Annotated in this window: 25 protein-coding genes and 1 pseudogene; 8 read left to right on the top strand and 18 right to left on the bottom strand. The window is 64.5% G+C overall.

Going from position 1 to position 24,417, the window contains the following annotated elements; all coding sequences use genetic code 11:
* The 5 genes from rplI to V6M39_RS16680 all read right to left on the bottom strand — a co-directional run.
* The coding region (rplI, locus tag V6M39_RS16660; protein WP_332644939.1) for a 50S ribosomal protein L9 at positions 1–289 on the bottom strand (289 nt) is incomplete at its 3' end.
* Positions 290–301: 12 nt separating this feature from the next.
* Positions 302–538, bottom strand: a complete 237-nt coding sequence (rpsR, locus tag V6M39_RS16665) for a 30S ribosomal protein S18 (RefSeq protein ID WP_309966094.1) — start codon at positions 536–538, stop codon at positions 302–304.
* A gap of 36 nt (positions 539–574) precedes the next feature.
* Positions 575–1,096, bottom strand: a complete 522-nt coding sequence (locus V6M39_RS16670) for a single-stranded DNA-binding protein (protein ID WP_332644940.1) — start codon at positions 1,094–1,096, stop codon at positions 575–577.
* Positions 1,097–1,185: 89 nt separating this feature from the next.
* Positions 1,186–1,476 carry a 30S ribosomal protein S6 gene (gene rpsF, locus V6M39_RS16675; protein WP_332644960.1) on the bottom strand — a complete coding sequence of 97 codons (291 nt, stop codon included), beginning with the start codon at positions 1,474–1,476 and terminating at the stop codon, positions 1,186–1,188.
* A gap of 125 nt (positions 1,477–1,601) precedes the next feature.
* A complete protein-coding gene (locus V6M39_RS16680; RefSeq protein WP_332644941.1) occupies positions 1,602–2,027 on the bottom strand; it encodes a nuclear transport factor 2 family protein in 426 nt (141 codons plus the stop codon).
* Positions 2,028–2,072: 45 nt separating this feature from the next.
* Here V6M39_RS16680 and V6M39_RS16685 point away from each other — a divergent pair, with 45 nt between their 5' ends.
* On the top strand, positions 2,073–2,945 hold the full coding sequence (locus V6M39_RS16685) for a TIGR03619 family F420-dependent LLM class oxidoreductase (RefSeq protein ID WP_332644942.1): 873 nt from the start codon (positions 2,073–2,075) through the stop codon (positions 2,943–2,945).
* Here the strand turns inward: V6M39_RS16685 and V6M39_RS16690 are convergent.
* From V6M39_RS16690 to V6M39_RS16700, 3 genes are read right to left on the bottom strand one after another with little or no spacing between them, the layout of a single operon-like run.
* The gene (locus V6M39_RS16690) at positions 2,942–3,949 is read right to left on the bottom strand and encodes a TIGR03617 family F420-dependent LLM class oxidoreductase (protein WP_332644943.1); all 1,008 of its coding nucleotides are present in this window, start codon (positions 3,947–3,949) and stop codon (positions 2,942–2,944) included. The genes V6M39_RS16685 and V6M39_RS16690 overlap by 4 nt on opposite strands.
* A gap of 27 nt (positions 3,950–3,976) precedes the next feature.
* Positions 3,977–6,520 (bottom strand): ABC transporter permease, encoded by a 2,544-nt coding sequence (locus V6M39_RS16695; protein WP_332644944.1) that lies wholly within the window; start codon positions 6,518–6,520, stop codon positions 3,977–3,979.
* The gene (locus V6M39_RS16700) at positions 6,520–7,305 is read right to left on the bottom strand and encodes an ABC transporter ATP-binding protein (protein WP_332644945.1); all 786 of its coding nucleotides are present in this window, start codon (positions 7,303–7,305) and stop codon (positions 6,520–6,522) included. The genes V6M39_RS16695 and V6M39_RS16700 overlap by 1 nt, the downstream gene beginning before the upstream one ends.
* 127 nt (positions 7,306–7,432) lie before the next feature.
* Between V6M39_RS16700 and V6M39_RS16705 the strand changes: the two genes are divergently transcribed.
* Entirely contained in the window at positions 7,433–7,978 is a 546-nt protein-coding gene (locus V6M39_RS16705; protein WP_332644946.1) for an MOSC domain-containing protein, read from the top strand.
* A 4-nt stretch (positions 7,979–7,982) separates the two neighbouring features.
* Here the strand turns inward: V6M39_RS16705 and V6M39_RS16710 are convergent.
* The 6 genes and pseudogenes from V6M39_RS16710 to V6M39_RS16735 all read right to left on the bottom strand — a co-directional run bounded on the left by V6M39_RS16710 (position 7,983) and on the right by V6M39_RS16735 (position 14,659).
* Positions 7,983–9,052: pseudogene (locus V6M39_RS16710) on the bottom strand (aldo/keto reductase).
* 43 nt (positions 9,053–9,095) lie between these two features.
* Complete coding sequence (locus V6M39_RS16715) at positions 9,096–9,713, bottom strand: maltokinase N-terminal cap-like domain-containing protein (protein WP_332644947.1); 618 nt, start codon at positions 9,711–9,713, stop codon at positions 9,096–9,098.
* 9 nt (positions 9,714–9,722) lie between these two features.
* Complete coding sequence (locus V6M39_RS16720; RefSeq protein ID WP_332644961.1) at positions 9,723–10,556, bottom strand: transglutaminase family protein; 834 nt, start codon at positions 10,554–10,556, stop codon at positions 9,723–9,725.
* A 2-nt stretch (positions 10,557–10,558) separates the two neighbouring features.
* Positions 10,559–11,485, bottom strand: coding sequence for an alpha-E domain-containing protein (locus tag V6M39_RS16725; RefSeq protein ID WP_309966055.1), 927 nt, complete (start codon positions 11,483–11,485; stop codon positions 10,559–10,561).
* A complete protein-coding gene (locus V6M39_RS16730) occupies positions 11,479–13,074 on the bottom strand; it encodes a circularly permuted type 2 ATP-grasp protein (RefSeq protein ID WP_332644948.1) in 1,596 nt (531 codons plus the stop codon). The genes V6M39_RS16725 and V6M39_RS16730 overlap by 7 nt, the downstream gene beginning before the upstream one ends.
* 79 nt (positions 13,075–13,153) lie before the next feature.
* The gene (locus V6M39_RS16735) at positions 13,154–14,659 is read right to left on the bottom strand and encodes an MDR family MFS transporter (RefSeq protein ID WP_332644949.1); all 1,506 of its coding nucleotides are present in this window, start codon (positions 14,657–14,659) and stop codon (positions 13,154–13,156) included.
* Between the two features lie 238 nt (positions 14,660–14,897).
* On the opposite strand from V6M39_RS16735, the gene V6M39_RS16740 reads away from it, so the two are divergent.
* The gene (locus V6M39_RS16740; protein ID WP_332644950.1) at positions 14,898–15,335 is read left to right on the top strand and encodes an HNH endonuclease; all 438 of its coding nucleotides are present in this window, start codon (positions 14,898–14,900) and stop codon (positions 15,333–15,335) included.
* On the opposite strand, the gene V6M39_RS16745 is transcribed toward V6M39_RS16740, so the two are convergent.
* On the bottom strand, positions 15,332–16,228 hold the full coding sequence (locus tag V6M39_RS16745; protein WP_332644951.1) for a siderophore-interacting protein: 897 nt from the start codon (positions 16,226–16,228) through the stop codon (positions 15,332–15,334). The two genes, V6M39_RS16740 and V6M39_RS16745, sit on opposite strands and share 4 nt — an antisense overlap.
* Before the next feature lie 23 nt (positions 16,229–16,251).
* On the opposite strand from V6M39_RS16745, the gene V6M39_RS16750 reads away from it, so the two are divergent.
* From V6M39_RS16750 to V6M39_RS16760, 3 genes are read left to right on the top strand one after another with little or no spacing between them, the layout of a single operon-like run.
* Positions 16,252–16,713, top strand: a complete 462-nt coding sequence (locus V6M39_RS16750; protein WP_332644952.1) for a hypothetical protein — start codon at positions 16,252–16,254, stop codon at positions 16,711–16,713.
* A gap of 19 nt (positions 16,714–16,732) precedes the next feature.
* Entirely contained in the window at positions 16,733–17,869 is a 1,137-nt protein-coding gene (locus V6M39_RS16755) for a lipid II:glycine glycyltransferase FemX (RefSeq protein WP_332644953.1), read from the top strand.
* Positions 17,866–18,897, top strand: a complete 1,032-nt coding sequence (locus V6M39_RS16760; protein ID WP_332644954.1) for an alanine racemase — start codon at positions 17,866–17,868, stop codon at positions 18,895–18,897. Before V6M39_RS16755 ends, V6M39_RS16760 begins: the two co-directional genes overlap by 4 nt.
* An 8-nt stretch (positions 18,898–18,905) precedes the next feature.
* Here V6M39_RS16760 and V6M39_RS16765 read toward each other — a convergent pair whose 3' ends face one another.
* Positions 18,906–21,275 carry a transglycosylase domain-containing protein gene (locus V6M39_RS16765; protein ID WP_332644955.1) on the bottom strand — a complete coding sequence of 790 codons (2,370 nt, stop codon included), beginning with the start codon at positions 21,273–21,275 and terminating at the stop codon, positions 18,906–18,908.
* 242 nt (positions 21,276–21,517) lie between these two features.
* Here V6M39_RS16765 and V6M39_RS16770 point away from each other — a divergent pair, with 242 nt between their 5' ends.
* Both V6M39_RS16770 and V6M39_RS16775 read left to right on the top strand, forming a co-directional pair.
* Complete coding sequence (locus V6M39_RS16770; RefSeq protein ID WP_332644956.1) at positions 21,518–22,096, top strand: PadR family transcriptional regulator; 579 nt, start codon at positions 21,518–21,520, stop codon at positions 22,094–22,096.
* Positions 22,097–22,133: 37 nt separating this feature from the next.
* Complete coding sequence (locus V6M39_RS16775) at positions 22,134–23,225, top strand: inositol-3-phosphate synthase (RefSeq protein WP_332644957.1); 1,092 nt, start codon at positions 22,134–22,136, stop codon at positions 23,223–23,225.
* A gap of 69 nt (positions 23,226–23,294) precedes the next feature.
* Here V6M39_RS16775 and V6M39_RS16780 read toward each other — a convergent pair whose 3' ends face one another.
* The gene (locus tag V6M39_RS16780; protein WP_332644958.1) at positions 23,295–23,594 is read right to left on the bottom strand and encodes a hypothetical protein; all 300 of its coding nucleotides are present in this window, start codon (positions 23,592–23,594) and stop codon (positions 23,295–23,297) included.
* Between the two features lie 58 nt (positions 23,595–23,652).
* Positions 23,653–24,255 (bottom strand): TetR/AcrR family transcriptional regulator, encoded by a 603-nt coding sequence (locus V6M39_RS16785; protein WP_332644959.1) that lies wholly within the window; start codon positions 24,253–24,255, stop codon positions 23,653–23,655.
* Positions 24,256–24,417: the final 162 nt, after the last annotated feature.

Below are 24,417 nucleotides of genomic sequence, written 5' to 3' on the forward strand. Positions count from 1 at the left end.
CGGAGACCGTGACGGCGCCGAAGAGGCGGCCGCCCGTACCGGCGCGAACCGGGACGTTGATCGGGTTGGCCTCGAGGTTGCCCTTGATGCTCTGGGCTTCTTCGAGGTCGTGGATGGCGTGCGTGTCACGCGCTGCCTTGATGGACTCGACCTGCTTGGCGCCGCCCTTGGTCCAGCGGATGGCGAAGTTGCGCGGCAGCAGGAAGTTGCGGCCGTAGCCGTCCTTGACATCGACGATGTCGCCGGGTGCGCCGAGGTTGGTGACCTCGTGGGTGAGGATGAGCTTCATTGTCAGATCCCCTTAGCGGCTGTTGGACGTGTAAGGCAGGAGAGCCATCTCGCGGGCGTTCTTGATTGCCTTGGCGATCAGACGCTGCTCCTGCACGGAGACACCCGTCACTCGACGCGCGCGGATCTTGCCACGGTCAGAGATGAACTTGCGCAGCAGCGCGGTGTCCTTGTAATCGATTTCGGTGACCTTGGCCGCAGTGAGCGGGTTGCTCTTCTTCTTCGGCTTTCGGACTACTGGCTTTGCCATTTTGCTCCAGGTGTTTGTGTCTTAAGAGTTGATGTTTTAGAAGGGGGGCTCGTCGGTCGTACCGGCGTTGCCACCCCACGCTGCCCCACCCTGCTGGGCTGCAGGCGCTGCGGGCTGAGTCGACCACGGGTTGCTGTCTCCAGCAGGTGCGCCTCCGCCCGCGTTGCCGCCGCCGAAGTCACCGCCGCCCGAACGGTTGGCCTTGGTGACCTTGGCCGTTGCGTAACGGAGCGAGGGACCGATCTCGTCGACATTGATCTCGACGCTCGTGCCCTTCGAGCCGTCCTGGCGCTCGTAGTTGCGGATCTTGAGGGCGCCCGTCACGATGACGCGCTGACCCTTCTGCAGCGACTCTGCACAGTTCTCGGCGAGCTGGCGCCATGCGGCACAACGAATGAACAGCGCGTCGCCGTCCTTCCACTCGTTCGTCTGACGATCGAACGTACGAGGTGTCGAAGCGACGGTGAAGTTGGCAACTGCGGCGCCCGACGGAGTGAACTTGAGCTCCGGGTCGTCGGTCAGGTTGCCGATGACGGTGATGACTGTTTCGCCTGCCATGATGCGCAGCCTTTCGAAAGTGGGATGTCTGAGTTCAGTGAACCTCAGCCCTGGGACATCCGGTTAGGGGTAGTCCACAGGGCAGATGGTCACTTGACGTCGGGGCGCGTGACCTTCGTACGGACGACGGACTCGTTCAGCGTGAGCTGACGGTCGAGCTCCTTGACCGTGGCCGGCTCAGCCTGGAGCTGGACGACGGCGTAGATGCCTTCAGACTTCTTGTTGATCTCGTACGCGAGGCGGCGCTTGCCCCACACGTCGACGCTCTCAACAGTTCCGCCATCTTGGCGAACGACGTTGAGGTAGGTGTCGAGGCTGGGAGCGACAGTTCGCTCTTCGAGATCCGGGTCAAGGATGACCATGACCTCATAGGGACGCAATGACATTCAGTCTCCTTCGGACTAAACGGCTACGGGGATTCCGTAGCAGGAGTGGTTGCGCAGATTGGCAACCGTGAAAGTCTACGGGAACACCGCCATGCGAGGCCAATCGTGGGACTCAGCCCTCAGAGACCGCGCTTCCAGATCACTTCTTCGTGGAGCTTGCGGCTGCGCCAGCCGTCGGCCGTACGGATCAGCGTGTGGTGGTACATACCGCCGACCTCGACGACCTTCTGACCGCCTTGGCCGTCATCCATGAGCATCGGGTTGTCGAAGTACGCCGTCACGTCTGCCTCGTCACCGCGCAACGTGTAGTCCAGCTGGCCCAGTGTGTGCATCCGCTTGGAGAAGAACATTGGCAGCATCTCGGCGAGCCAGGGCTTGACCTCGGCGAAGCCAGCCGCGATGCCGCCGGACTCGGTGTAGTCGATCTCGGCGTCGGGCGTGAACACCGTGTCGAGCTTGTCCCAGTCGCCGGTGTCGATGGCGCGGGTGTAGCGGGTGAGCACGTCTGCGATCTCGAGACGATCGCTGATCTCTTGGATGTCCATGCAGGCACTCTGGCAGAAAACTGGAACACGTTCTAGTCTGTCCGAATGCGCTTTACGTATGCCGAGGCAATGACCCAGGCCGATTACTACGCCCCGCTCGCCCAGGCAGCCGAGGCTGCGGGCTACACGTCGATGACGGTCGCCGACTCGCTGATCTATCCCAAGGACTCCGACTCGAAGTACCCCTACACCGACACCGGTGACCGGGAATTCCTCGACGGCAAGGAGTTCATCGAGGCGATGATCCTGTGCGCACACCTGTTCGCGGTCACCACGACGCTGCGCCTGACGCCGTTTGTGCTCAAGCTCCCCGTACGCCCGCCGGTGCTCGTCGCCAAGCAGGCTGCATCGCTCGCCTACCTGTCAGGCAACCGGCTCGGTCTCGGCGTCGGCATCTCGCCATGGCCCGAGGACTTCGCCAACCTGCAGGTCGACTGGGCTCGCCGCGGCAAGCGCATGGACGAGTGCATGGACATCCTGAGCGGCCTCATGACCGGCGAGTTCTTCGGCTACAAGGGCGAGTTCTACGAGGTCGACGAGCTCAAGATCAGCCCCGGCGCCACGGAGAAGATCCCGCTGCTGGTGGGCGGGCACGTAGACCTCGCGCTGCGCCGCGCCGTCCGCAAGGGTGACGGCTGGATGCACGCCGGTGGCGACGGCGAGGAGCTCGACCGCCTGCTCGTCCGTCTCGCCGAGATCCGCAAGGAAGAGGGCGACACCCGCGACGACTTCGAGGTCCACGTCATCTCGTACGACGCGTATGACCTCGACGGCATCAAGCGTCTCGAGGACAAAGGCGTCACCGACTGCATCGTCGGCTTCCGGGTGCCCTACATCAAGGGTCCGGACACCGAACCCCTCGACACCAAGATCCGGCACCTCGAGAAGTACGCGGAGAACATCATCCAGAAGCTCTAGTCGCTCACGAGGTCGATCGCGAGCATGTTGTCCGTGTCGTAGTTGATCGACGTGATGACGCGCTGGGCCGAGCCCGCGAAGCGGGACCGGAACTCTGCGCGCGCCGAGTCGAGGTCGCCGACCACGGCGAACATCGAGAGCACCTCGTCAGGGATGAGGTCCCCGAGCTCGGTCCAACGGCCGCTCTTGGTGAAGGCGTGCGCATCCTTGTGCAAGTCGCCCCACCCGTGGTGCTCGAGCACCGGTACGTACGCCGGGGTCGACGCGTAGAAGCCGATCTGCCGCTTGGTACCCGCGATGGCCGCCGCCACCTGCTCCTCGTTGCGACCTGTCGCGACCATGCAGAGGACCGAGGTCGTAAAGGGCTCGTCGGCGTGCGCACCAGCGGCTCGACCCGCTGCCACAGTGGGGACGATGACCTCGTCGAGATAGCTGCGGGACAGCAGCGGATGACAGATCAGTCCATCGGCGACCGCACCGGTCGCGGCGAGCATCCGCGGTCCGACGGCTGCGAGCCAGATCGGCGGCGGACCGCCTTCGATTGGTCCTGGGTTGAACAACGGCGGCAGGAGCGTGTGGTTGTAGAAGTCACCCTGGAAGTCGAGCTTCTCACCGTTCTGGAAGCTGTCAAAGATCGCCCGAAGCGCCTCCACGTACTCCGACATCCGGGGAGCCGGGCTGGACCAGGGCATGTCGAAGCGACGGGTGATGTGCGGCTTGATCTGGGTACCGAGTCCGAGGATCAGTCGCCCACCACTGAGCCGGTGCACGTCCCAGGCCGAGTACGCGGTTGACATCGGCGTACGAGCGAACGCGATCGCGACCGAGCTGCCGATCTGGATATTGCTCGAGGCTTGGCCAGCCAGCGCCATCGCGATGTACGGATCGTGGGCGGCTTCGGCGACGAAGAGTCCACCCACGCCGCGAGCTTCTGCCTCAGCTGCGACGCTGGCGATTTCAGCCGCGTCTCCATGGAAGGCGATGTCCAGAATCGGGTCGGTCACGGGCTGAGCATAGAGCCTCCAGCGTGGCTATCCCGTGGTGATCGCACGCAGGACGTCGAGCTTGGCCGCACGTCGAGCCGGCATGACGGCGGCAAGAACGCCGACGAGTCCGGCGATCACGACGAACACAGCGAGCCTGGCCCACGGGATCGAGAGCTCAGTGATCCCCTGGTCGCCGAACGCGCGTTGCAGGACGACGCCGAACAGCAGACCTGCGCTGATCCCGAGGATCGCCCCGAGCACCGCGATCGCGATGGCCTCGAGACGCACCATTCGCCGCAGCTGACCGCGGCTCAGGCCGACCGCGCGCAGCAGTCCGACTTCTCTCGTCCGTTCGATGACGCTCAGCGCCAACGTGTTGACGATGCCAAGCGCCGCGATGACGATCGCGAGACCGAGCAGGGCGTAGATCAGGTAGAGCAACTGGTCGACTTGCGAGCGCTGAGCATCTGCGAAGTCCTCCTGGTTCTGCACCGTGACGGTCGGGAAGTCCTTGGTCGCCGATTCAAGCGCCTTGCCGAGCGCCCCACTGTCGGTACCCGGTGCCGCATCGACCGCGATGCTGGAGTCGGCGCGGACCACGTGGCCTGCCTCGACGGTCGAGAACGGGATGATCGCCCCGTTGACGACATATGTCTGCGAATAGAAGCCGGAGACTTTTGCGGCAATCTTTCCGGAGGCGAAGCCGAGCTGCACCGAATCTCCGACCTTGAGCTTCAGCGATTCTCCGCGCTCCTCCCGCAGGGCGATCTCGCCCTCGCCGGGGGCGCCACCCTGAACGAAGGGAATGTCAAAGATCGAGGTCAGCTCACTGGAGTCGCCAGCCGTCGCGTTGACCTGGTCGCCGTTGACCTCCAGCGACGTCGACTGCGTGGGGGCAACGGTCTGTACGCCGTCGACGTTACGTACGTCCTCGGCAATGGTCGGCGAGAACGCCTGGCCGATCGCGTTCGAAATGATGTAGTCGCTGGTGAACTGCTTCGTGACACTGACATCGATCGACTTGTTGATCGACGAACCAAGCACCGACATCGTCGTGACGAGCGCCAAGCCGATCATGAGTGCGGACGCGGTGGCCGCCGTACGACGTGGGTTGCGCAGCGAGTTCTGTGTTGCAAGCTGACCGACTGTTCCGAAGAGCATGCGATAGGCCGCGCCCATACCCACAAGAATCGGGATGCCAAGCAGTGGGCTCATCAAGGCAATCGCCATGAGGATTGCAAAGATGCCGATACCGACCTGCGTTGCGCCGGAGCTACCTTCGCCGATCAGACCTGTCGTCATCAGCGTTGCCCCGGCGATCACCAGAAGGATGCCGATGAACACCCTGCGGCGCAGCGAGCTCTCTGGCAGCGCGACTTCATCGCGCATGGCCGCGACCGGGGCGATCTTGGCGGCTCGGCGTGCGGGAACATACGCGGCAAACATCGTCACGAGCACACCCACCGCGTACGCCACGATGATCGTGCGGGGCTTGAACACGAGCTCGCTTCCACTGAGGTCGAGCCCGAAGTTGGCGAACAGCGCGCGCAGTGCGGCTGCCAAGCCATAGCCGAGCACGAGCCCGAGTGTGGAGCCGATCAGGCCGACGACCGCTGCTTCGAGCAGCACCGATCGCGTCACCTGGTGACGGGAGGCACCGAGTGCTCGAAGCAGTGCCAGCTCACGGCTTCGCTGCGCCACCAGGATCGAGAACGTGTTGATGATCAGGAACGTGCCCACGACCAGCGCGATGCCGGCGAAGATCAGCAGGAATGTGTTGAGGAAGCCGAGCACCGTGTCGATGATCGACTTGAACTCGTCAGACAACTGCTTGCCGGTGAGCACCACGGCGCTCTCCGGGAGGTGCGGCTTCAGCGTGGCGGCCAGCTCGTTCTCACTGACACCCTTTTCTGCCTCGAACCCAATGCTGGTGAACGCGTTGTCGCCGTCCAGGAACAGCCTTTGAGCTGTGGGAGTGTCGAAGAAGACGAGCGTCGCACCGGCGAGCCCGCCGCCGGCGAATCCGGCATAGCCGACCAGCGTGGCTTCGAGCTTCGGCTCTGAGCCTGAGGTGATCATCTTGACGGTGTCGCCGATCTTGTAGCCCGCCAGGTCGGCGGAACGACGATCGAGTGCCACCTCGTTTCCGGTCGGTGCCGCGCCCTCGTCGATCGTGACTGCCTGCTCGCCTCGTGCGTTGGGGGCGTCGGTGTAGTTGAACGCCAGCGTCGGCGCGCCGGTGCCGCCGAGCAGCTTGCCGTTCTTCTTGATCACGAACAGGCCCTGACCATCGACCGAGCCGTCCGCGCGACTGACTCCCGGAAGCGCCGCCAGCTCGGGGACGACCGAGGCCGAAATCCGGCGGCTGTCGACGTTGATCACCTGGTCGATGCCGCCCTGATCGAGACCGCTGAGACGAATCGTCGCATCCGGAACGCCGCCACTCGCGATGTCGTCAAAGCTCTTGCCGATCGTGTCGGTGAACACCAGCGAGCCAGCAAGGAACGCGATGCCCAGCACGATCGCGAACGCGCTGAGGATCAGCCGTACCTTGCGCGCAAACAGGTTGCGCAGAGTGACCCGAAGCATCAGCCCGCGTCCTTGCCGGTGCTGGTCGGCAACACTGTGCGGACCTGGAGGGCGGCCATACGTTCGAGCACCGAGTCCGCGGTGGGATTTCGGAGCTCATCCACCACAAGCCCATCGGCGAGGAACACGACACGATCGGTGTATGACGCCGCCGCCGGGTCGTGGGTCACCATCACGACGGTCTGGCCGAACTCGGTGACTGAGCGACGCAGGAAGCCGAGAATCTCCGCGCTCGAAGTCGAGTCAAGGTTGCCGGTCGGTTCGTCGGCAAACACGATTGATGGGCGACTCACCAGTGCGCGAGCACAGGCGACGCGCTGTTGCTGTCCGCCGGACATCTCGTTCGGGTGGTGCCTCAGGCGGTCTCGGAGTCCCACCGCGTCGATCACGGTGTCGAACCACCCCGCATCGGGAGTGCGGCCCGCGATCGACAGCGGAAGCAAGATGTTCTCCTCAGCGGTCAGCGTCGGCACCAGGTTGTAGGCCTGGAACACGAACCCGACCTGGTCCCGACGCAGCTCGGTGAGCGCCTTGTCCTTGAGATGCGCCAGCTGGGTGTCTCCGACGCTGACGGTGCCGCTCGTCGGAGTGTCCAGCGCCGCCATGCAGTGCATCAGCGTCGACTTGCCTGAGCCCGAGGGGCCCATCACAGCGGTGAACTCGCCGGCATACAGATCGATCGTGACGCCTGCCAGTGCGCGGACCTCGGCATCGTCCTTGCCGTAGACCTTGGTCAGGTCGACTGCTGAAGCGGCGATCGTGCGGTCCGGGGCGGCGATGGTCATGGGGTCTCCAGGTCACGTGCAATCAGGGGCGGACACCACGCTACTCATGACTCGGGCTGATGCGCCCGGGTCCTTCGACCCGCTCCGACCCTGACAATCGTCACAACGACCCCGATATCGTCGAGGTGTGGACTTGGAGATCGTCACGCTCGTCGTGTCACCGCGGCACGCGTACGAGGGCCGTCCCAGCAGTGGGGTCCCACCGTTCGACGGGGTCGAGGTCGCAGACTCCGTACGCGTGCGAGCACACAAGGGACTTGTCGGCGATCGCTACTTCGGCACGAAGTTCACGTACGCCTCCGTCACCCTGATCGCCACCGAATCGCTCCACTGGCTCGAGGGCGAGCTCGCGGCCGGACCCTTCGATCCTTCGCTGGCTCGGCGCAACATCGTCACGCGCGGGCTCGATGTCGACGCTCTCGCTCGTACGTCCTTCACCCTCGACGCAGGCCACGGTCCGATCCGTTTCCGCTCACTGACACCAGCCAACCCTTGCGCGTGGATGAACGAGGCCTTCGCTCCGGGAGCGCACCAGGCGCTGCGTGGACGCGGCGGAATCCGCTGCGAGCCACTCGACGATGGCGAGCTGTCGGTCGGCCCCGCGACGATCACCGACATCACCCCGTTGCCGCCCGAAGAGCTCACGCGCCGAGTCAAGGCCGCAACGACATAAAGGCCTAGAGGTCGGCAGAGACCTTCCAGAGGTCGACGCCGTCGACGACACCGGCGTACTTGTCGATCTCTGCAAGCTCCTCGGCGGTGAAGTCGGTGTTGGCCGCGGCCGCGAGGTTCTCGTCTAGCTGCTTGGTCGATGAGGCTCCAATGAGGGCCGATGTCACACCACCGGGCGAAGGATCCACGCGAGTGCCATCTGCGCGAGGGACTGATCCCGCTTCTTGGCTATTGCCGCGAGGCCGCGGAGACGTTCCAGGTTGTCCTCGGTCAGCACTCCCTCGTCCAGGCTGCCGCGGTTGACGGCGTGCTCGATCGGGTCGTCGCCGAGGTAGCGGTCGGTCAGCAGGCCCTGCGCCAGCGGAGAGAACCCGATCGATCCGAGGCCGTGATCGTCGAGAACGGTCAGCAGCCCACCCTCGACCCAGCGGTTGACCAGCGAATAGGACGGCTGGTGGATGACGAGAGGTGTGCCGAGGTCACGAGCAACCGCGACAGCCTCGGCGGTGCGGTCCGGGGAGTAGGACGAGATTCCGACGTACAGCGCCTTGCCCTGACCAACCGCGGTGTCGAGCGCCATGATCGTCTCCTCGACCGGTGTGCCCGGATCGGCGCGGTGCGAGTAGAAGATGTCGACGTAGTCGACGCTCATTCGCTCCAACGATGCGTCGAGGCTGGACAGGAGGTACTTGCGCGAGCCGAGCTTCCCGTACGGGCCGGGCCACATGTCCCAGCCGGCCTTGCTCGAGAGGATCAGCTCGTCGCGGTACGGCTTGAAGTCCGTTCGCATCATCCGGCCGAAGTTCTCCTCTGCGGAGCCATAGGGCGGACCGTAGTTGTTGGCGAGGTCGAAGTGCGTGATGCCCTTGTCGAACGCGTGGCGCAGGACTTCGCGCTGGGTGGCGAAGGGCCGATCGTCGCCGAAGTTCCACCACAGTCCGAGGGAGATCGGCGGCAGGAGCAGGCCGCTTGTTCCGACCCGGCGGTAGTCAAGGTGCTGGTAGCGGTCCTCCGCGGCAACGTACGGGCGGTGGGTGTCGGGGACGGCGTCGGCGTAATAGCGCTCTTCGGTCATGCCGACCACGCTAGCGCGATCCGAAAGGACCGCACCCAGTCCTCTAGCGCAGCCGCGCCACCGCCAGCAGCACTGACGGGCTGCCTTCCCACTGCCCGGTCAGGCGGTGGTCGCCCATCGTCTTGGCACCACCATCAAGATCGTGAATCAGCACGAGGTTGGGCCCTGAGGTCTCCATCAGCGTGCCCTCGTCGGTCACCGCCGAGCCGCGCAGCTCGATCGTCTCGATCTCTGCTCCCGGCACGCCGCTGCCCTTCACCGTCACGACCGGGTCAACGGACACGGTCTCCGTGCCGGTGTCGCGCACCAATGGCGCCTGTGTCCCGCCCGCCAGGATCGTCGTACCGAGACCCGCGGCAAAGACCGGATCGCTGGTGGCGTCGTACGCCCAACGAGGGCCCAGCACGCTGTGGTCCATCGTGCCGATCAGTCGCCCGCCCTCGAGCGGAGCAGCGCGGTAGGTCATCGCCGCCTGGTACGTATGACCGTCCGCGGTGAGGATGATCGACTCCATGCCGACTTCACCGTCGGGGTCGTCGAACCGGAACGAACCCAACGGCTTGATCTCGCCGCCGTGGAACCACGGTTGATTCGGCATCCAATCGGCGAGGAGCTCGCGCTTGGACGGGACCAGTTCGGCAGTGCCATGCAAAAGAGCCATGACGAAAACCTACCGAAGGCGAGTGATCTCCACGCCGACGAAGAGCTCAGACCCGCCGGACGTCGAATAGATGCCGCGCAACGGTGGGCTGTCAGCGTAGTCGCGACCCTTCGCGACGACGACGTGGCGAGGGCCCGGGGTGATCGCATTGGTCGGATCCCAGCCGACCCACTCGCCGTCCCACCACTCGATCCACGCATGGGACTCGCCGGCGACGGTCTCGCCGACCTCGGGATCGGGCGACGGATGCAGGTAGCCCGACACGTACCGAGCCGGGATGCGCGCTTCACGAAGAGCGCCAAGGGTGAGGTGAGCAAAGTCCTGACACACGCCGGTCTGCTCGGTCCACGCATCGGCCGCCGTGGTCGTGACCTCTGTGCTTCCGGGTACGTACGCGATCCGCTCGTGAAGAAACGCCATGACGGCCATCGCGTAGTCGGTCGGCGTGGCCGCAGCCGCGCGCAAAGGTGCGAGCTCAGCGAGCAACTCCGGTGCTGGCGCAACCCAGCTGCTCATCGCCAGAAACTCGCACCATTCGTCCTGCACTGCATCGAGCGCATCCCAGGCCAGTCCGTGCGGCTCGGGTGGCGTGCCCTGTGTGTCGACGATCGAGGTCGCCACGACCGACAGGTCCTGGTGCGGGTCGTGCACCTCGAAGGACGTGACGGTGGTGCCCCAGTAGTCGCGGTACTCGTATGACCACGGAGCCGGCGAGATCTCGAGTCGCGATCGAAGGACGTACTGCTCGGACGTCGTCATCGGCGTCATGCGGGCTTCGTTGAAGGACGCCACCGCGCCCTTCTCGTAGTGATAGCCCGTCGTATGCCGGATGCGCAGCTGCATGCTCACAACAACACACCTCCGCGCCAGGTGTGTGCTTCGGACTCGGCGAAGTAGCGCGCTGACACCGCATCGCTCGCGGCCGCGCAGCTGCGCTGCAGGCGCTCCATCTCAACCGGCAAATCGAAGACGATGTCGGCGAGCGGACGATATTCGAGCTCGGTACGCGCTCGGCCCAGCAGTCGTTGTGCCTCGTCACTGAACCCCGAACGCTGGCCCGAGGACTCGAGCTTGGTGAGCGCCTTCTCGGCCTGCGCCAGTGACGACACGATCGAGCGCGGGAACCAACGGTCGAGCAGCAGGAACTCGGCGGCCTGGCGATCGGCCTCGATCCCGCGATAGGCCCGGATGAAGCTCTCGTACGCGCCACACGCACGAAGCGTCGTCGGCCAAGCAACCTGCGGTCCCGATGCAAGTGCTGCCGTCGAGAGCAGTCGTGCCGTCATGTCGACGCGCTCGATGCTGCGACCGAGCATGTAGAACTGCCAGCCTTCGTCGCGCGACATCGTCGAGTCGGCGATCCCCGAGATCATCGCCGTTCGGTTGCGTACCCAGGTGAACATCTCGGGCGGTCGCATCGCCTGGGCGGCCGAGAGTCCGCGCCACGTCGTGTTGATCGCAGCCCAGATGTCGGTCGAGAGCGTCTCGCGGGCGCGGCGCGCGCTTTCGCGGGCGGCGCCGATTGCTGCGGCGATCGATACGGGCGAGTCCGCGTTGTGCGCGAGCAGATCGAGGATCAGCCAGCGGTTGGGGATGCCGGTGTAGTCCTCGACTCCCATGACGGAAAGGAGCTGTTCGCACGACGTGCGCTCGTCCATACCGGGGTCCTCGATCAGGACCTGCATTTGTACGTCGAGGATGCGGGCAGTGTCATCAGCCCGCTCGAGGTAGCGGCCGATCCAGAACAGTGATTGCGCAATGCGGCTCAACATGGTTGTTCACCGCCACCCTGCTGCTGTTGCTGCTGTTCCTGCTCTTGGACCTGGACACCGCGGGTGTCGCCGTCGAAGGCCGGACCCGCCGACTGGCTGATGCCCGCGATCGCGGTGGCATTGGGTGCGACCTCGCCCTCGTCCTCTGGTTCACTCAGTCCGGCCAATACCCAGGTGTCCTTGGAACCGCCACCGCGGCTGGAGTTGACGATCAGCTCTCCCTCCGGGAGCGCCACTCGGGTGAGGCCTCCGGGCAGCACCCATACGTCGTCGCCGTCGTGCACCGCGAACGGACGTAGGTCGACGTGGCGGGGGCGGATGCCATCCTCGACCAGCGTCGGCACGGTCGACAGCGAGATGACCGGCTGCGCGATCCAGGCTCGAGGATCGTCCAGGATCTTGCCGCGCAGCTCGTCGAGCTCGTCCTTGCTCGCCGCCGGTCCGATCACGATGCCCTTGCCGCCCGAGCCATCGACGGGCTTGAGCACGAGCTCGTCGAGCCGATCGAGCACTTCTTCACGCTGCTCCGGCTCACCCATCCGCCAGGTGTCGACATTGCGAAGGATCGGCTCCTCCGACAAGTAGTAGCGGATCAGGTCGGGGACGTACGTGTAGAGCAGCTTGTCGTCCGCGACACCGTTGCCGACCGCGTTGGCGATCGTCACGTGGCCAGCACGTGCAGCATTGATGATGCCCGGGACTCCGAGCGCCGAGTCGGCGCGGAACTGCACCGGGTCCAGGAACTCGTCGTCGATGCGGCGATAGATGACGTGCACCGGCTCGAGGCCGTTCGTCGTTCGCATCATGACGCGGCCCGAACGGCATACGAGGTCGCGACCTTCGACCAGCTCGACGCCCATCGTGCGTGCGAGCAGGGTGTGCTCGAAGTATGCGGAGTTGTAGACACCGGGCGTCAGCACGACGACGGTCGGATCGCTGACGCCGGCGGGTGCCGCCTTGCGCAGCGCAGCGAGCAGAGCCTGTGAGTACTGAGCCACCGGGCGGATGCGGTGATCGGCGAACACCTCGGGCAGCGCGGCCGACAGAGCACGACGGTTGGTCATGACGTAGGAGACACCGGACGGCACTCGTACGTTGTCCTCCAGCACCCGGAAGTCACCGTTGCCGTCACGGATCAGATCGACCCCCGCGACGTGCACGCGTACGCCATTCGGCGGCTCGAGGCCCGCGACGACGCGGTGATAGTGCGGGGAGGTCATGACGGTTTCACGGGGAACAACGCCGTCGGTGAACAGCTCGCCGGGACCGTAGGCGTCGGCGAGGAATCGCTCGAGCGCGAGCACGCGTTGGCGTACGCCGGCATCGACGTGCTGCCAGTCCTCGGACTCGATCAGGCGCGGGACGATGTCGAGCGGGAACGGACGTTCCTCACCGGCAACGCCGAAGGTAACGCCCTGCTCCAGATAGGAGGAGGCGAGGGAGTCGGCGCGCAGCCGGATCTCCTCGGGACCCATCTTGAGGAAGGATTCGTGGATCGTGCCATAGTTCTCGCGAACCTCGGCCTTCTCGAACATCTCGTCAAAGCCCGCGACTGGACCGTAGTCGTCGAAGAGCTCTGAAGTGTTCACGCCCTCGACCGTAGCGCGGATATGTCACAGGCGCGTTTCAGCGTCGGCCGCTCGCCCGGCCGACGCTGCTCAACGCAGCTCAGTGATGTGCGGGTGCCGCCGGAAGGTCGGCCTTTGCCGGCAGCATCAGAGAGAGTGCGATGACGACGGCTCCGAACACCGCGCCAGCGACAAACGCCCACTGCAAACCTCCGACGAACGCCTGGTCTGCTGTTGACCCGCTGGACACGAGGGTCTCCGAACGGTTCTCGAGGATCACCACGAGGGCTGCCGTACCGACCGCACCGGCAACTTGCTGAAGCGTGCCGAGGATCGAACTGCCGTGCGAGTAGAGCTCAGGCGGCAGTGCGCCCAGGCCAAGGGTGAACACCGGGGTGAAGATCGCCGCAAGGCTGAGCATCAGCAGGACGTGCAGGCCGAGGAGCAGCGCGTACGGGGTGTTCTCGTCGATCACCCGGCTCATCGTGAACAACGCGACGACCATCAGGATCGAGCCTGGGATCACCAGCGGACGGGCGCCGATCTTGTCGTAGATGGCGCCGATGCGCGGGCCGAGCAGACCCATGGCCAACCCACCCGGCATGACGAGCAAGCCGGTCTGCATGGCTGAGAGACCCCGTAGCTGCTGGAGGTAGAGCGGCAACAGGATCATCGAACCGAGGAACGCCATGAACGCCATCGACATCAGCACCAGGGTCACGGTGAACGTACGGTGCTTGAACGCGCGCAGGTCGAGCAGCGGCCGTTCGATGCGCTGCAGGCGCAGCTGCCAGAAGGTGAAGAGCGCGACGAGTGCGGCGCCGACGCCGATCAACACCGTGAGCTGGCCGGAGCTGCGAGCGCCGACCTCGCTGAGTCCGTAGACCAACGTGCTGAAACCAAGCGCAGCAACCGCGACGCTGAACCAGCTGACTGGTGCGGTGTTGGTCTCGCCGACGTTCTTGAGGTGTCGCAGGCTGAGCACCGAGACGACGACCGCGATGGGCAGCATGAACGCGAAGATCAGTCTCCACGAGCCGAGGTTGAGGATGAGTCCCGAGACGGCCGGACCCATGGCGGGCGCGACCGAGATCGCCAGCATCATGTTGCCCATGACGCGGCCCCTGGCCTGCTCTGGAACGACTGTCATGACCGTGGTCATGAGAAGCGGCATCATCACTGCCGTGCCGGCCGCCTGAACCGCGCGACCGACGAGAAGCAGCTCGAAGATCGGCGCGATGCCGCAGATGATCGTGCCGATCCCGAATGTCGTCATCGCGATCGTGTAGGCGGACCGGGTGGTCACGCGCTGCAGGAACCAGCCTGTGATGGGGATGACCGCGGCCATCGTCAGCATGAAGATCGACGAGATCCACTGCGCGTCGCGTGCCTCCACGTTGAAGTCAGCCATCAGGCTCGGCACCGCGTTGAGCATGATCGTCTCGTTGAGGATCACGACGAATGTCGCGGCGACGAGGAGCTTGATAACGAGCGGCGTCTTGAAGGTGTCGCCGGGCTCGTCGGACGTCTCGCTGAATTCGGCCTCGAACTCTGCGAGCTCTGGCCCTGTCGACGCTTCAGGTACGCCGTCGGTGTGCGCGGTCATGACATGTCCTTCGTTTCGGAGCGGCTGGGGGCCGGTCGACCACCCGTCATCAATACGACGAACGGGAGACCACCATTTCGACATACGGATCAGACATTTCTTGACCGACGTACTTTGACTGGCAACTGACGCGGGCTCGCACATATTCCGAGATCGCGACACTGATTGAGATTCGATCTCTTTTGGGGCATTTCCCTGTGCTGACGGATACGCTTTCGCTCAGAAAGGGGCCGGAATCATGGCGGATGCATACGTCCTGGTGCTCAACGCGAGCTACGAGCCTCTCCAGCGTGTGTCGATGCGTCACGCGATCAAGATGCTCGTACGCGAGGTCGCAGTCATCGAGGAAGAAGCCGGCGGATCATTCGGCCCGTTCCCCAAGCCCAAGGTCCTACGCCTCGTTCGCTACGTCGTGACCCGCTGGATGCACCGCCGGTCCAACCTGTGCACCAAGAGCGCCATCAAGGCCCGCGACAAGATGTGCGCCTACTGCGGTGGACGCGCCGAGACCGTCGACCACATCGTCCCGCGAAGCCGTGGGGGCACGCTCACGTGGGACAACGCCGTTGCGGCCTGCATTCGCTGCAACCATCGCAAGGCCGACCGCACACCTGCCGAGGCCGGCATGCACCTGCTGCTCACCCCAGCGCAGCCGCGATACGTCGTGGTGGCTTAAAGCCCTACGCTCTCGTAGATATCGTCCAGGGCATCGAGATAGGCGCCCTGGTCGTCGCCGACCTTCTTCTGCACTTCCTCGGCCTTGGCGATGACGACGTCAGCGACCTGGTCGTAGCGCGCGTTCCACTTCTCGGCTTCAACCTGCCAGTAGCCGCAGGTGTAGAAGTCTGACTGGGGCCAGCCGAGCTCACGACGAAGATGGCGGCGTACGGCACGGCTCGCCCGCGCCTCGCCGGCGAGCCACACGTACCGATCGTTGTCAGGCAGCTCGCGTGAGGTGACCGCTTCGGCGAGCGCATCGGCGATGTCGGTGTCCTTCGCGACGACCTGCCAGGTGATGGTGACGTCAGCAGCACTCGGCAACGGAATCTCGTCGGCCGGATCGGTCAGCACGATGACGACGTCAACTCGCTGACCGGGATCGAGGCCGCGCAGGATGCGCGCCACGGCAGGAACGCCGGTGATGTCGGCGACCAGCAGCTGCCAGCCGACTGCGGCTGGCGCGGCGTACAGACCGTGCGGCTGAATGAGCCCTACGCGGTCGCCAGGCTTGCAGTCACGGGCCCAGTCCGAGCCGATGCCCTCGTCGTGCAGGGCAATGTCGAGGTCGAGCTGGGTCTGGCCCTCGACGATGCGGTGGTCTGAGATTGTGTAGACGCGAGGTGCCAGCTCGGGCGCACCTTCGGGGTATGTGAACTCCCACCGGTCGTCGATCTCCGGCAGCGCCAGCGTCGTGCCCGGCGGCGGGATCAGCACGCGCACGTACTCGTCCGGGATGCCGGTGGAGGCATAGCCTTCGAGGTGACCGCCGAGTGTGACGGTCACCAGATGGGCGGAGAGCCTGGCGGTGCCAAGCACTTCCGCGTCGAATGTACGAACTCCAGAAGTCATACAAGTTAGGTTACCCTAATCTCGTGACGCCCTACATCGTGGACCGTACTTCGGTCATCAACGCCTCGAAGTCGGCCGTCTGGGAGCGCGTCATCACCCCTGAGGGCATCAACGACGAGATGCGTCCGTGGATGACGATGAGCATGCCCCGCGGCACCAAGGAGCTCACGATCGACAACGTTCCGGTCGGCGAGCCGCTCGGCAAGGCGTGGCTTCGGCTGTTCGGCCTCATCCCGTTCGACTACGACGCCCTCACGATCGCCGAACTCGATCCCGGCACTGGCTTCCACGAGAAGTCGACGATGCTGAGCATGCGCCGCTGGGAGCATCAGCGAACACTCACCGAGATCAACGCCGGCAGCGTCGAGGTCCACGACCGGCTGACCTTCGAGGCCCGCCTGCCACTGGTGGGACCCATCCTCCGACGCGTCATCGCGGCGTTCTTCGCTCATCGGCACCGTCGGCTCTCGCGCCACTTCACATGACCGTTGGTAGCGTGGAGCGGTGACGTCAACGCCTGCTTCTAGACAACTCAGCGTCCGCTCCATCAGCACACCCGAGCACCTCGACTTCGTACGCAGCCGCTCTTCGGTGAGCTTCCTGCAGACCCCCGCGTGGGCCACTGTCAAGAACGAGTGGCGCGGTGAGTCGATCGGCTGGTTCAGGGGCGAGACCCTCGTTGGCGCTGCGCTCGTGCTGTATCGGCAGCTTCCCAAGTTGCAGCGCTATCTCGCCTACATTCCCGAAGGTCCGGACATCGACTGGTTCGACTCGAGGCTGGACGACTGGCTGACGCCGATGGCAGCGCACCTCAAGAAGCAGGGTGCGTTCGGCATACGTATGGGCCCGCCTGTCGTGATGCGGCGGTGGAATGCCGCGACAATCAAGGCAGCCATCGCCGATCCGGTGCTCACGTCGCTGTCCGATGTGCCTGCCGACGTCAGCGACGATGCGGCTCTCGGATTGCGGCAGTCGCTCAAGAAGCTCGGCTGGAAGGAGCTCGATGCCAGCGGTGGGTTCACCGCCGGACAGCCGAAGTTCAACTTCCAGATCCCGCTCGCCGATCGCAGTGAGGACGATGTGCTCGCCGGCATGAACCAGCTCTGGCGACGCAACATCAAGAAGGCCGCGAAGCTCGGGGTCGAGGTCACCACTGGCACGAAGGCAGATCTGTCGGCGTTCCATGAGGTCTATGCCGAGACCGCCGTACGCGATCACTTCACCCCGCGACCCCTGTCGTACTTCGAACGCATGTGGGACGCGCTCAATGCCGAAGAGCCTGACCGCCTGGTGCTCTACCTCGCGCACCACGAAGGCGACCTCGTCGCCTCGACGACGATGGTGCGCGTTGGTCAGCACGCCTGGTACTCGTACGGCGCATCGACCACAGCCAAGCGAGATGTGCGCGGGTCCAATGCCATCCAGTGGCAGATGATCCGCGATGCGATGGCGGCCGGTGCAACGATCTACGACATGCGCGGAATCACCGAGACGATCGACCCGGACGACTCGCACGCAGGCCTGATCCAGTTCAAGGTCGGCACCGGTGGCGAGGCGGTCGAGTATCTCGGGGAGTGGGACCTCCCCCTCAACCGCGCCCTCTACCTTGGGTTCACCGCCTATATGAGGAGCAGAGGATGAGCTTCGAGCTCCACGTCGATGCCGAGCGCTGGCGCCGTGGACTCCGCGCGCTGACCGAACAGACCCCCGGCCTCGTGCCGGTGATCAAGGGCAATGGCTACGGATTCGGCCGCGACCTCCTCGCCGCCGAGGCGGCCGACCTGGGCGTCAGCTCGATCGCCGTCGGTACGTACGCCGAGGTGCCCGGTGCGCTCAAGGCGTTCGCGGGCGACGTCATGGTGCTGTCGCCGTGGCGACCATTCGATGGCGAAGTCATGTACGACGCACGCCTCATCCATACGGTGGGACGGGTCGAGGACATCGCCGCTCTTGCTGCCGACCACTCCGACAGTCGGGTGATCATCGAGGGCGAGACGTCGATGTCTCGGCATGGCTTCGACCGCCACGAGCTCGCGGCAGCCGTCGCTGCCTTGGGCGAGCTGCAGGTCGAGGGCTTCGCCATCCACCTGCCGATGACTGGTCACAACCTGGCAGAGGCCGAGAGCTGGGCCGCCGCCCTAGCAGCGTCCCAGGTCGAGACCACCACATTCTTCGTCTCGCACCTCACGCCCGACGAGCTCGCCACGATTCGCGAACGACGACCGCACCTGGACGTTCGCCCCCGCATCGGCACATCGCTGTGGCTCGGTGATCTCGGAGCGCTTTCCGTGCGTGCGACCGTGCTTGACCGGCATCAGCTCGCGCGAGGTGAGCGGGTCGGCTACCGGCAACGTTCCATGCCGCGCGACGGCTATCTGCTGATCATCGCGGGTGGCACGAGCCACGGCATCGGACTCGAGGCTCCCAAGGCGTCGTCAGGTGCCGTGCAGCGGGGCAAGTCACTCGCCAAAGGTGGGCTGGAAGCGGCGGGCTTCTCGCTGTCGCCATTCACGATCGACGGCAAGCAGCGCTGGTTCGCCGAGCCGCCTCACATGCAGGCGAGCATGGTCTTCCTGCCGGCCAGCGCAGCGGTGCCCGAGGTCGGAGACACCGTCGAGGTGGCAGTGCGGTTCACCACCGCCACCTTCGACGCCGTCATCCTCGACTAGGGCCCGCCCTAGCTCCGGTCTCGGACCAGTATCGGCTCTAGCTCTTCCATCCGTCGGCGGTACAGGTAGCCCGCGACGATCAGCGGAATCAGCTTCCACTCACCGCCACTCCACCCGGAGCATTTGTTCAGGAAGTCGTTCCAGTTGCCGCCGGCTGCGATGCACTCTTCCTCGGTGGCCGGCTCCTCCGGATCCGCGCATGGCCCGTTGCCAGGCTCCGTCGGGCACTGGTCCACCGGCGCCGGGTCGACGCACGCCGTCTTGGCGTCGTTCAGCACCTGGGGTGGATCGCAATCTGGCGGCGGCGGCAGGACGCACTTGGTCTTCGCCGGGTTGAGGATCGTCGGGCCCTTGCAGTTGGGCGGCGGCTTCTTGTAGTTGGTGCCCTTGGTCGACTTGATGTTGGCGGGCGGCGGGAACGTGCCGCAGTTGGCCGGATCCAGGGCCGCATTCATAAACGTGCGGAACGTGATGGCCGGGTACGTGCCACCGAAGAAGGGGTTCATGTAACCCTCGAGCTCCTCGTTGCCCTTGCCACGGTTGTACATGACGGCAGTGGCGAGCTTGGGTGTGATCCCCGCGAACCACGATGACGACACACGAGACGTCGGGCCCTCACCAGCCGTCGCCGTACCGGTCTTGCCACCGGTGGGGCAGATCGTACGACCGTTCGTGCCGCTGCCTGACCTCACGACCTGTTGGAGCGCCGCAATGGTGTCGGCAGCAACGTCCTTGGGGATGCTCTGCTCGGTTTCCTTCTTGTGCTCGTGCAGGGTCTCCTTCTTGCGGAAGTCGGTGACCTTCTTGATGACGTACCAGTCAGCCTTCTTGCCGCTCGCCGCGATCGTCGCGTAGGCGTTGGCCATGTCGATCGGCGGGACGGGCGCATAGCCGAGCGGGACGCTGAGCACGTTCCGGTCGAACTTGTCGGTGACGCTGGTCGGGATGCCGGCCTCGTTGGCCGCGTCGAGCGTCTTGCCCGGCCCGTCGTCCATCTGGTCGACCAGGTCGGCGAAGGCCGTGTTGACGGAGTTCTCGGTTGCCTTCAGCAGCGGAATCTTGCCGTAGCCCCGGCCGCCACTGTCGCCCTGGTTCTCGATCACGACGCCATTGCCGAAATCGACAGGGGAGGCTCCGTTGAGTTCCGTCTTGAGGCTGTAGCCGTTCTCGAGTGCCGCGATGACCGAGAAGATCTTGAACGTCGACCCCGGCTGGGTGCCGAGAGTCGCCCAGTTGAGCTGGCTCTTGAGGTAGTCAGGTCCGCCATAGAGCGCACGTACTGCTCCCGTGCCGGGCTGGATCGAGACCAGGGCTGTGTGGAGCTGCTTGAGCCCGGCGGGCTTCACGGCCTTGACCGCGGCGACGGCATCCTTCTGCTTGTTGTAGTCGAACGTCGTGATGATGCGCAGGCCCTGGCCATCGATCTGGGACTCGCTGAACTCGAGGTCAAGCATCTCCTTCTTCACCATGCTGAGCAGGAATCCCTTGGTGCCCTTGTAGCGGTTGTTCTCCCGCAGCTTGGCAACCTTGGGCAGCTTGTCCTGCCACTCGGCTCGCTGGTCGGCCGTGATGGCACCCGACTTCAGCATCCCGTCGAGCACGTAGTGGAATCGCGGGGTGATGCGTGACTCGGCGCCCTCGACGTACGGGTCGTAGAACGACGGGCTGTTGATGATCGTCGCGAGCAGCGCCGACTCCTGGAAGTCGAGCTCCTTGGCTGGCTTGTCGAAGTACGTCTGCGCGGCGACCTCGAGTCCATACGAACCGTTGCCGAAGTAGATCGTGTTGAGGTAACCCTCGAGGATCTCCTTCTTGGTCAGCTGGTTGTGGATCTTGATCGAGAGGATCGCTTCCTTGACCTTGCGGGTGTAGGAGCGTTCCTGGTTGAGATAGAGGATCTTGACGTACTGCTGGGTGATCGTCGACGCGCCACCCTGGATCTCACCGCTCGTCGCGTTGTTGCGTGCCGCGCGGATGATGCCCTTGACGTCGATGCCGCGGTTTGTGTAGAAGGAGCGGTCCTCGGCGGCGATCACAGCCGCCTGCATCGAAGCCGGCATGTCGGACAGCGGAATGCTCTCGCGGTCCTGCGTCGCGAATGAACCGATTCGATGCTTGCCGTCGGAGTAGTAGACCTTGGTGGTCTCGGTCTTGAAAGCAGCGTTGGGGTCAGGGATCTTGATCGCCTGGTAGAGCACGAAGAACGTGATGGCACCGATGAGCGTGCCGACCACACCGAGGAAAGCGAACCAACGCAGCGCTGCGGTGTACCACGGGCCACGACCGCTGATCTTCCACGAAAAAGCCCGCAGCTTGTTGGGCTTGCCCGCGGCCCTGCTGCTGGCCTTCGTTGCTACTCGTTTGCGTTGTGCTGCCAAGACTCCGTCTACCTCCGTCGGGAACCCATGAATGGATCCGTCATCGACCAAGTGTGCCGAACGTACCTGAGAGATCGATAATCGGCTGCCGTGCCGCGTGTCGAGCATCACCCTACGGCGCGGGCATACACCGAGTAGCGCGACATGGCGATGCGATGTATCGTTCCGATATAACAGGTTCGACATGTGCTTGACATGAACATCTCTATGTCAGGTATGGCTCCCGGCATCAGGACAGGGCAATGACCAAACGCGGCGCGGCACTCGAGGTGGCAGTTCTCGGACTGCTTCACGATGCCCCCATGCACGGATACGAGCTGCGCAAGCAGGTCAACGTCCTGCTCGGCTGGACCCGCGTGCTCTCCTACGGCACCCTCTATCCCTGCCTCAAGGCACTCGGCAAGTCCGGCTACATCGTGGCCGACGAACCCAGTGACGTGGCAGGACGTGGGCGCCGCGGTCGCATCGTCTATCGCCTCACGGCCGAGGGCAAGGAGTTCTTCGCGCAAGCGCTCGAGGAGTCCGGCCCGGCAACGTGGGACGACGAAACTTTCGGCGTACGGTTCGCATTTTTCTCGCGTACCGATTCGCCGACGAGGGTTCGCATCCTCGAGGGGCGGCGTAGCCGTCTCGAGGAGCGTCTCGAGAACGTCCGTACGGCAGCACAGCGCGGACGTGAACGGGTCGACTCCTACACGTTGGAGCTTCAGAAGCACGGGCTCGAATCGGTCGAACGCGAAGTCAAGTGGCTGACCGAGCTGATCGACCGCGAGCGCTCCGGCGGGTACGACACGACAGAGAACGACAAGACAGAGAAGTGACCAGACAGAAGTGAATTCCATCAATGGAGGAGAACCCATGGGTTCGGTACGCGTAGCAATTGTGGGTGTGGGCAACTGCGCCACGTCCCTGATCCAGGGCGTCGAGTACTACAAGAACGCGGATCCCCAGGGCAGTGTCCCCGGGCTGATGCACGTCATGTTCGGTGACTATCACGTCAGCGACATCGAGTTCGTTGCAGCGTTCGACGTCGACGCCAAGAAGGTCGGCTTCGACCTTTCCGAGGCGACGCAGGCCAGCGAGAACAACACGATCAAGATCGCTGACGTTGCGCCGACCGGCGTCATCGTCCAGAAGGGCAACACGCTCGACGGTCTCGGCAAGTACTACCGCGAGACCATCGAGGAGTCGGACGCTCCTGCGGCTGACATCGTCCAGGTCCTCAAGGACACCAAGGCTGACGTTCTCGTCTCCTACCTCCCGGTTGGTTCGGAAGAGGCGGACAAGTTCTACGCCCAGTGCGCCATCGACGCGAAGGTTGCCTTCGTCAACGCGCTGCCCGTCTTCATCGCTTCCGACCCCGAGTGGGCCAAGAAGTTCGAGGACGCCGGCGTCGCGATCATCGGTGACGACATCAAGAGCCAGGTCGGCGCCACCATCACGCACCGTGTGATGGCCAAGCTGTTCGAAGACCGCGGAGTCGTGCTGGACCGTACGTACCAGCTCAACGTCGGCGGCAACATGGACTTCAAGAACATGCTGGAGCGTGATCGTCTTGAGTCCAAGAAGGTCTCCAAGACGCAGGCCGTCACGTCCAACCTGACCGGCCCGCTCGCGGGTCTGAAGGACAGCCGCAACGTGCACATCGGTCCGTCGGACTATGTGGCTTGGCTCGACGACCGCAAGTGGGCTTATGTCCGCCTTGAGGGTCGCGCGTTCGGTGACGTTCCCTTGAACCTCGAGTACAAGCTCGAAGTCTGGGACTCGCCCAACTCGGCCGGCATCATCATCGACGCCATCCGTGCGGCGAAAATCGCCAAGGACCGTGGCATCGGCGGCGCACTGCTGTCGGCTTCGTCCTACCTGATGAAGTCGCCCCCGGAGCAGCGTCCCGATGACCTCGGTCGCGAGACGCTCGAGGCTTTCATCGCCGGCACCGTAGAGCGCTGATCACTCGTACACGAGAAAGGACCGGTTCCCGCGAGGGAGCCGGTCCTTTCTTTGTGCCCCCCACTGTCCTCAGGCCGATGGGCGCATCACCGATGGCAGGGGAAACTTCAGGTCCGGCGGCATGAAGTAGTTGCCGGCACGCAGCCTGAGCATCAGGAGAACCGCGGTGATCGCGCCGGTCGCAGCCAGGAACACCCCCGCTACCAACGTCGCGGTAGCAACCTCGCCCAGCGCGGTGTGAGGCAGACCAAGCACGGCGACGACGATGCTGCCCGCGACGCTCACCAGTACGGCCACCACCGACCAGAACACGTCCAGCCAGATGATCACCCGCAGGGTCCCGTCGTACTTCGAGCCGGTCGCTCTCATGCCTTCAGCATCGCGCCACGAGCCGCCCGTGTCGACTACCTCAAGGGAACGAAGGGGCTCAGCCGAACGGGTCGAGAAGGGCGTGGCAGGTCTTGCTCATGACGGCAACAATCTGGTCGGGACTCAGTTCGTAGTCGTCCCGCAGCAGCTGCCAGTTGGGCCAGCCGGTGGCGGCGATCAACGCGTACGTCAGCGCGTCCCGATCCTGCGGCCCGGCGGCCTCGAGCTCGCGACCGAAGACCGTCTCGATCTCTGACCGGAGCCTGCGGATGTGCGCCTCACGACTGCGCTTCAACGCCGGCGAGAACGGCTCCCCCAGCGCAGCTGAACGCGCTGCCGGTGCAATGTGCTCGAGACGACGTCCGCGCTCGGCGCAGTACGTCGCGATGCGGTCGTCCAACGGATCGCTGGGATCGACTGGCCGACGCAATTCATCGTCGGCCGCCATCCAGTACGCGGTCGTCTCGTTGAGGAGCGCCTCCAGATCCTTGAAGTTGGCCCACAACGTACGGACTGACACCTCGGCCCGGTCGGCGATGGCCTGACCGGTTGGCTTCAGGACTCCCTCGAGCAGCAACGCCGTGTGAGCGGCAACGATCGCCTCGCGGGTGCGCTCTCCGCGAGCGACTCGGCCGTCCGTGTGCTGTCGTGGTTTGGGCATCTCCGGGGATCACCTCCATGCCCTCTTGTCCGAAATGAAATCAACTCGTCGTTGACGCCTGCGACAAAAACATACACTCTGTGTGCAGGAACTTTGAGGTCCAGGTCACATGTGGGGGCGCATGCTTGCAGTCAAGAATGTGGAAGTCGTCTACAACGACGT

This window comes from Aeromicrobium sp., from assembly GCF_036675695.1.
In the GTDB taxonomy this organism is placed as follows: domain Bacteria; phylum Actinomycetota; class Actinomycetes; order Propionibacteriales; family Nocardioidaceae; genus Aeromicrobium.

Bases quoted from the DNA above. Each gene is read 5' to 3' on its own strand.
- rpsR (WP_309966094.1), bottom strand. From the start codon at position 538: ATGGCAAAGCCAGTAGTCCGAAAGCCGAAGAAGAAGAGCAACCCGCTC.
- V6M39_RS16670 (WP_332644940.1), bottom strand. From the start codon at position 1,096: ATGGCAGGCGAAACAGTCATCACCGTCATCGGCAACCTGACCGACGAC.
- V6M39_RS16680 (WP_332644941.1), bottom strand. From the start codon at position 2,027: ATGGACATCCAAGAGATCAGCGATCGTCTCGAGATCGCAGACGTGCTC.
- V6M39_RS16685 (WP_332644942.1), top strand. From the start codon at position 2,073: ATGCGCTTTACGTATGCCGAGGCAATGACCCAGGCCGATTACTACGCC.
- V6M39_RS16695 (WP_332644944.1), bottom strand. From the start codon at position 6,520: ATGCTTCGGGTCACTCTGCGCAACCTGTTTGCGCGCAAGGTACGGCTG.
- V6M39_RS16700 (WP_332644945.1), bottom strand. From the start codon at position 7,305: ATGACCATCGCCGCCCCGGACCGCACGATCGCCGCTTCAGCAGTCGAC.
- V6M39_RS16715 (WP_332644947.1), bottom strand. From the start codon at position 9,713: ATGGCTCTTTTGCATGGCACTGCCGAACTGGTCCCGTCCAAGCGCGAG.
- V6M39_RS16720 (WP_332644961.1), bottom strand. From the start codon at position 10,556: ATGCAGCTGCGCATCCGGCATACGACGGGCTATCACTACGAGAAGGGC.
- V6M39_RS16725 (WP_309966055.1), bottom strand. From the start codon at position 11,485: ATGTTGAGCCGCATTGCGCAATCACTGTTCTGGATCGGCCGCTACCTC.
- V6M39_RS16735 (WP_332644949.1), bottom strand. From the start codon at position 14,659: ATGACCGCGCACACCGACGGCGTACCTGAAGCGTCGACAGGGCCAGAG.
- V6M39_RS16740 (WP_332644950.1), top strand. From the start codon at position 14,898: ATGGCGGATGCATACGTCCTGGTGCTCAACGCGAGCTACGAGCCTCTC.
- V6M39_RS16745 (WP_332644951.1), bottom strand. From the start codon at position 16,228: ATGACTTCTGGAGTTCGTACATTCGACGCGGAAGTGCTTGGCACCGCC.
- V6M39_RS16760 (WP_332644954.1), top strand. From the start codon at position 17,866: ATGAGCTTCGAGCTCCACGTCGATGCCGAGCGCTGGCGCCGTGGACTC.
- V6M39_RS16770 (WP_332644956.1), top strand. From the start codon at position 21,518: ATGACCAAACGCGGCGCGGCACTCGAGGTGGCAGTTCTCGGACTGCTT.
- V6M39_RS16775 (WP_332644957.1), top strand. From the start codon at position 22,134: ATGGGTTCGGTACGCGTAGCAATTGTGGGTGTGGGCAACTGCGCCACG.
- V6M39_RS16780 (WP_332644958.1), bottom strand. From the start codon at position 23,594: ATGAGAGCGACCGGCTCGAAGTACGACGGGACCCTGCGGGTGATCATC.
- V6M39_RS16785 (WP_332644959.1), bottom strand. From the start codon at position 24,255: ATGCCCAAACCACGACAGCACACGGACGGCCGAGTCGCTCGCGGAGAG.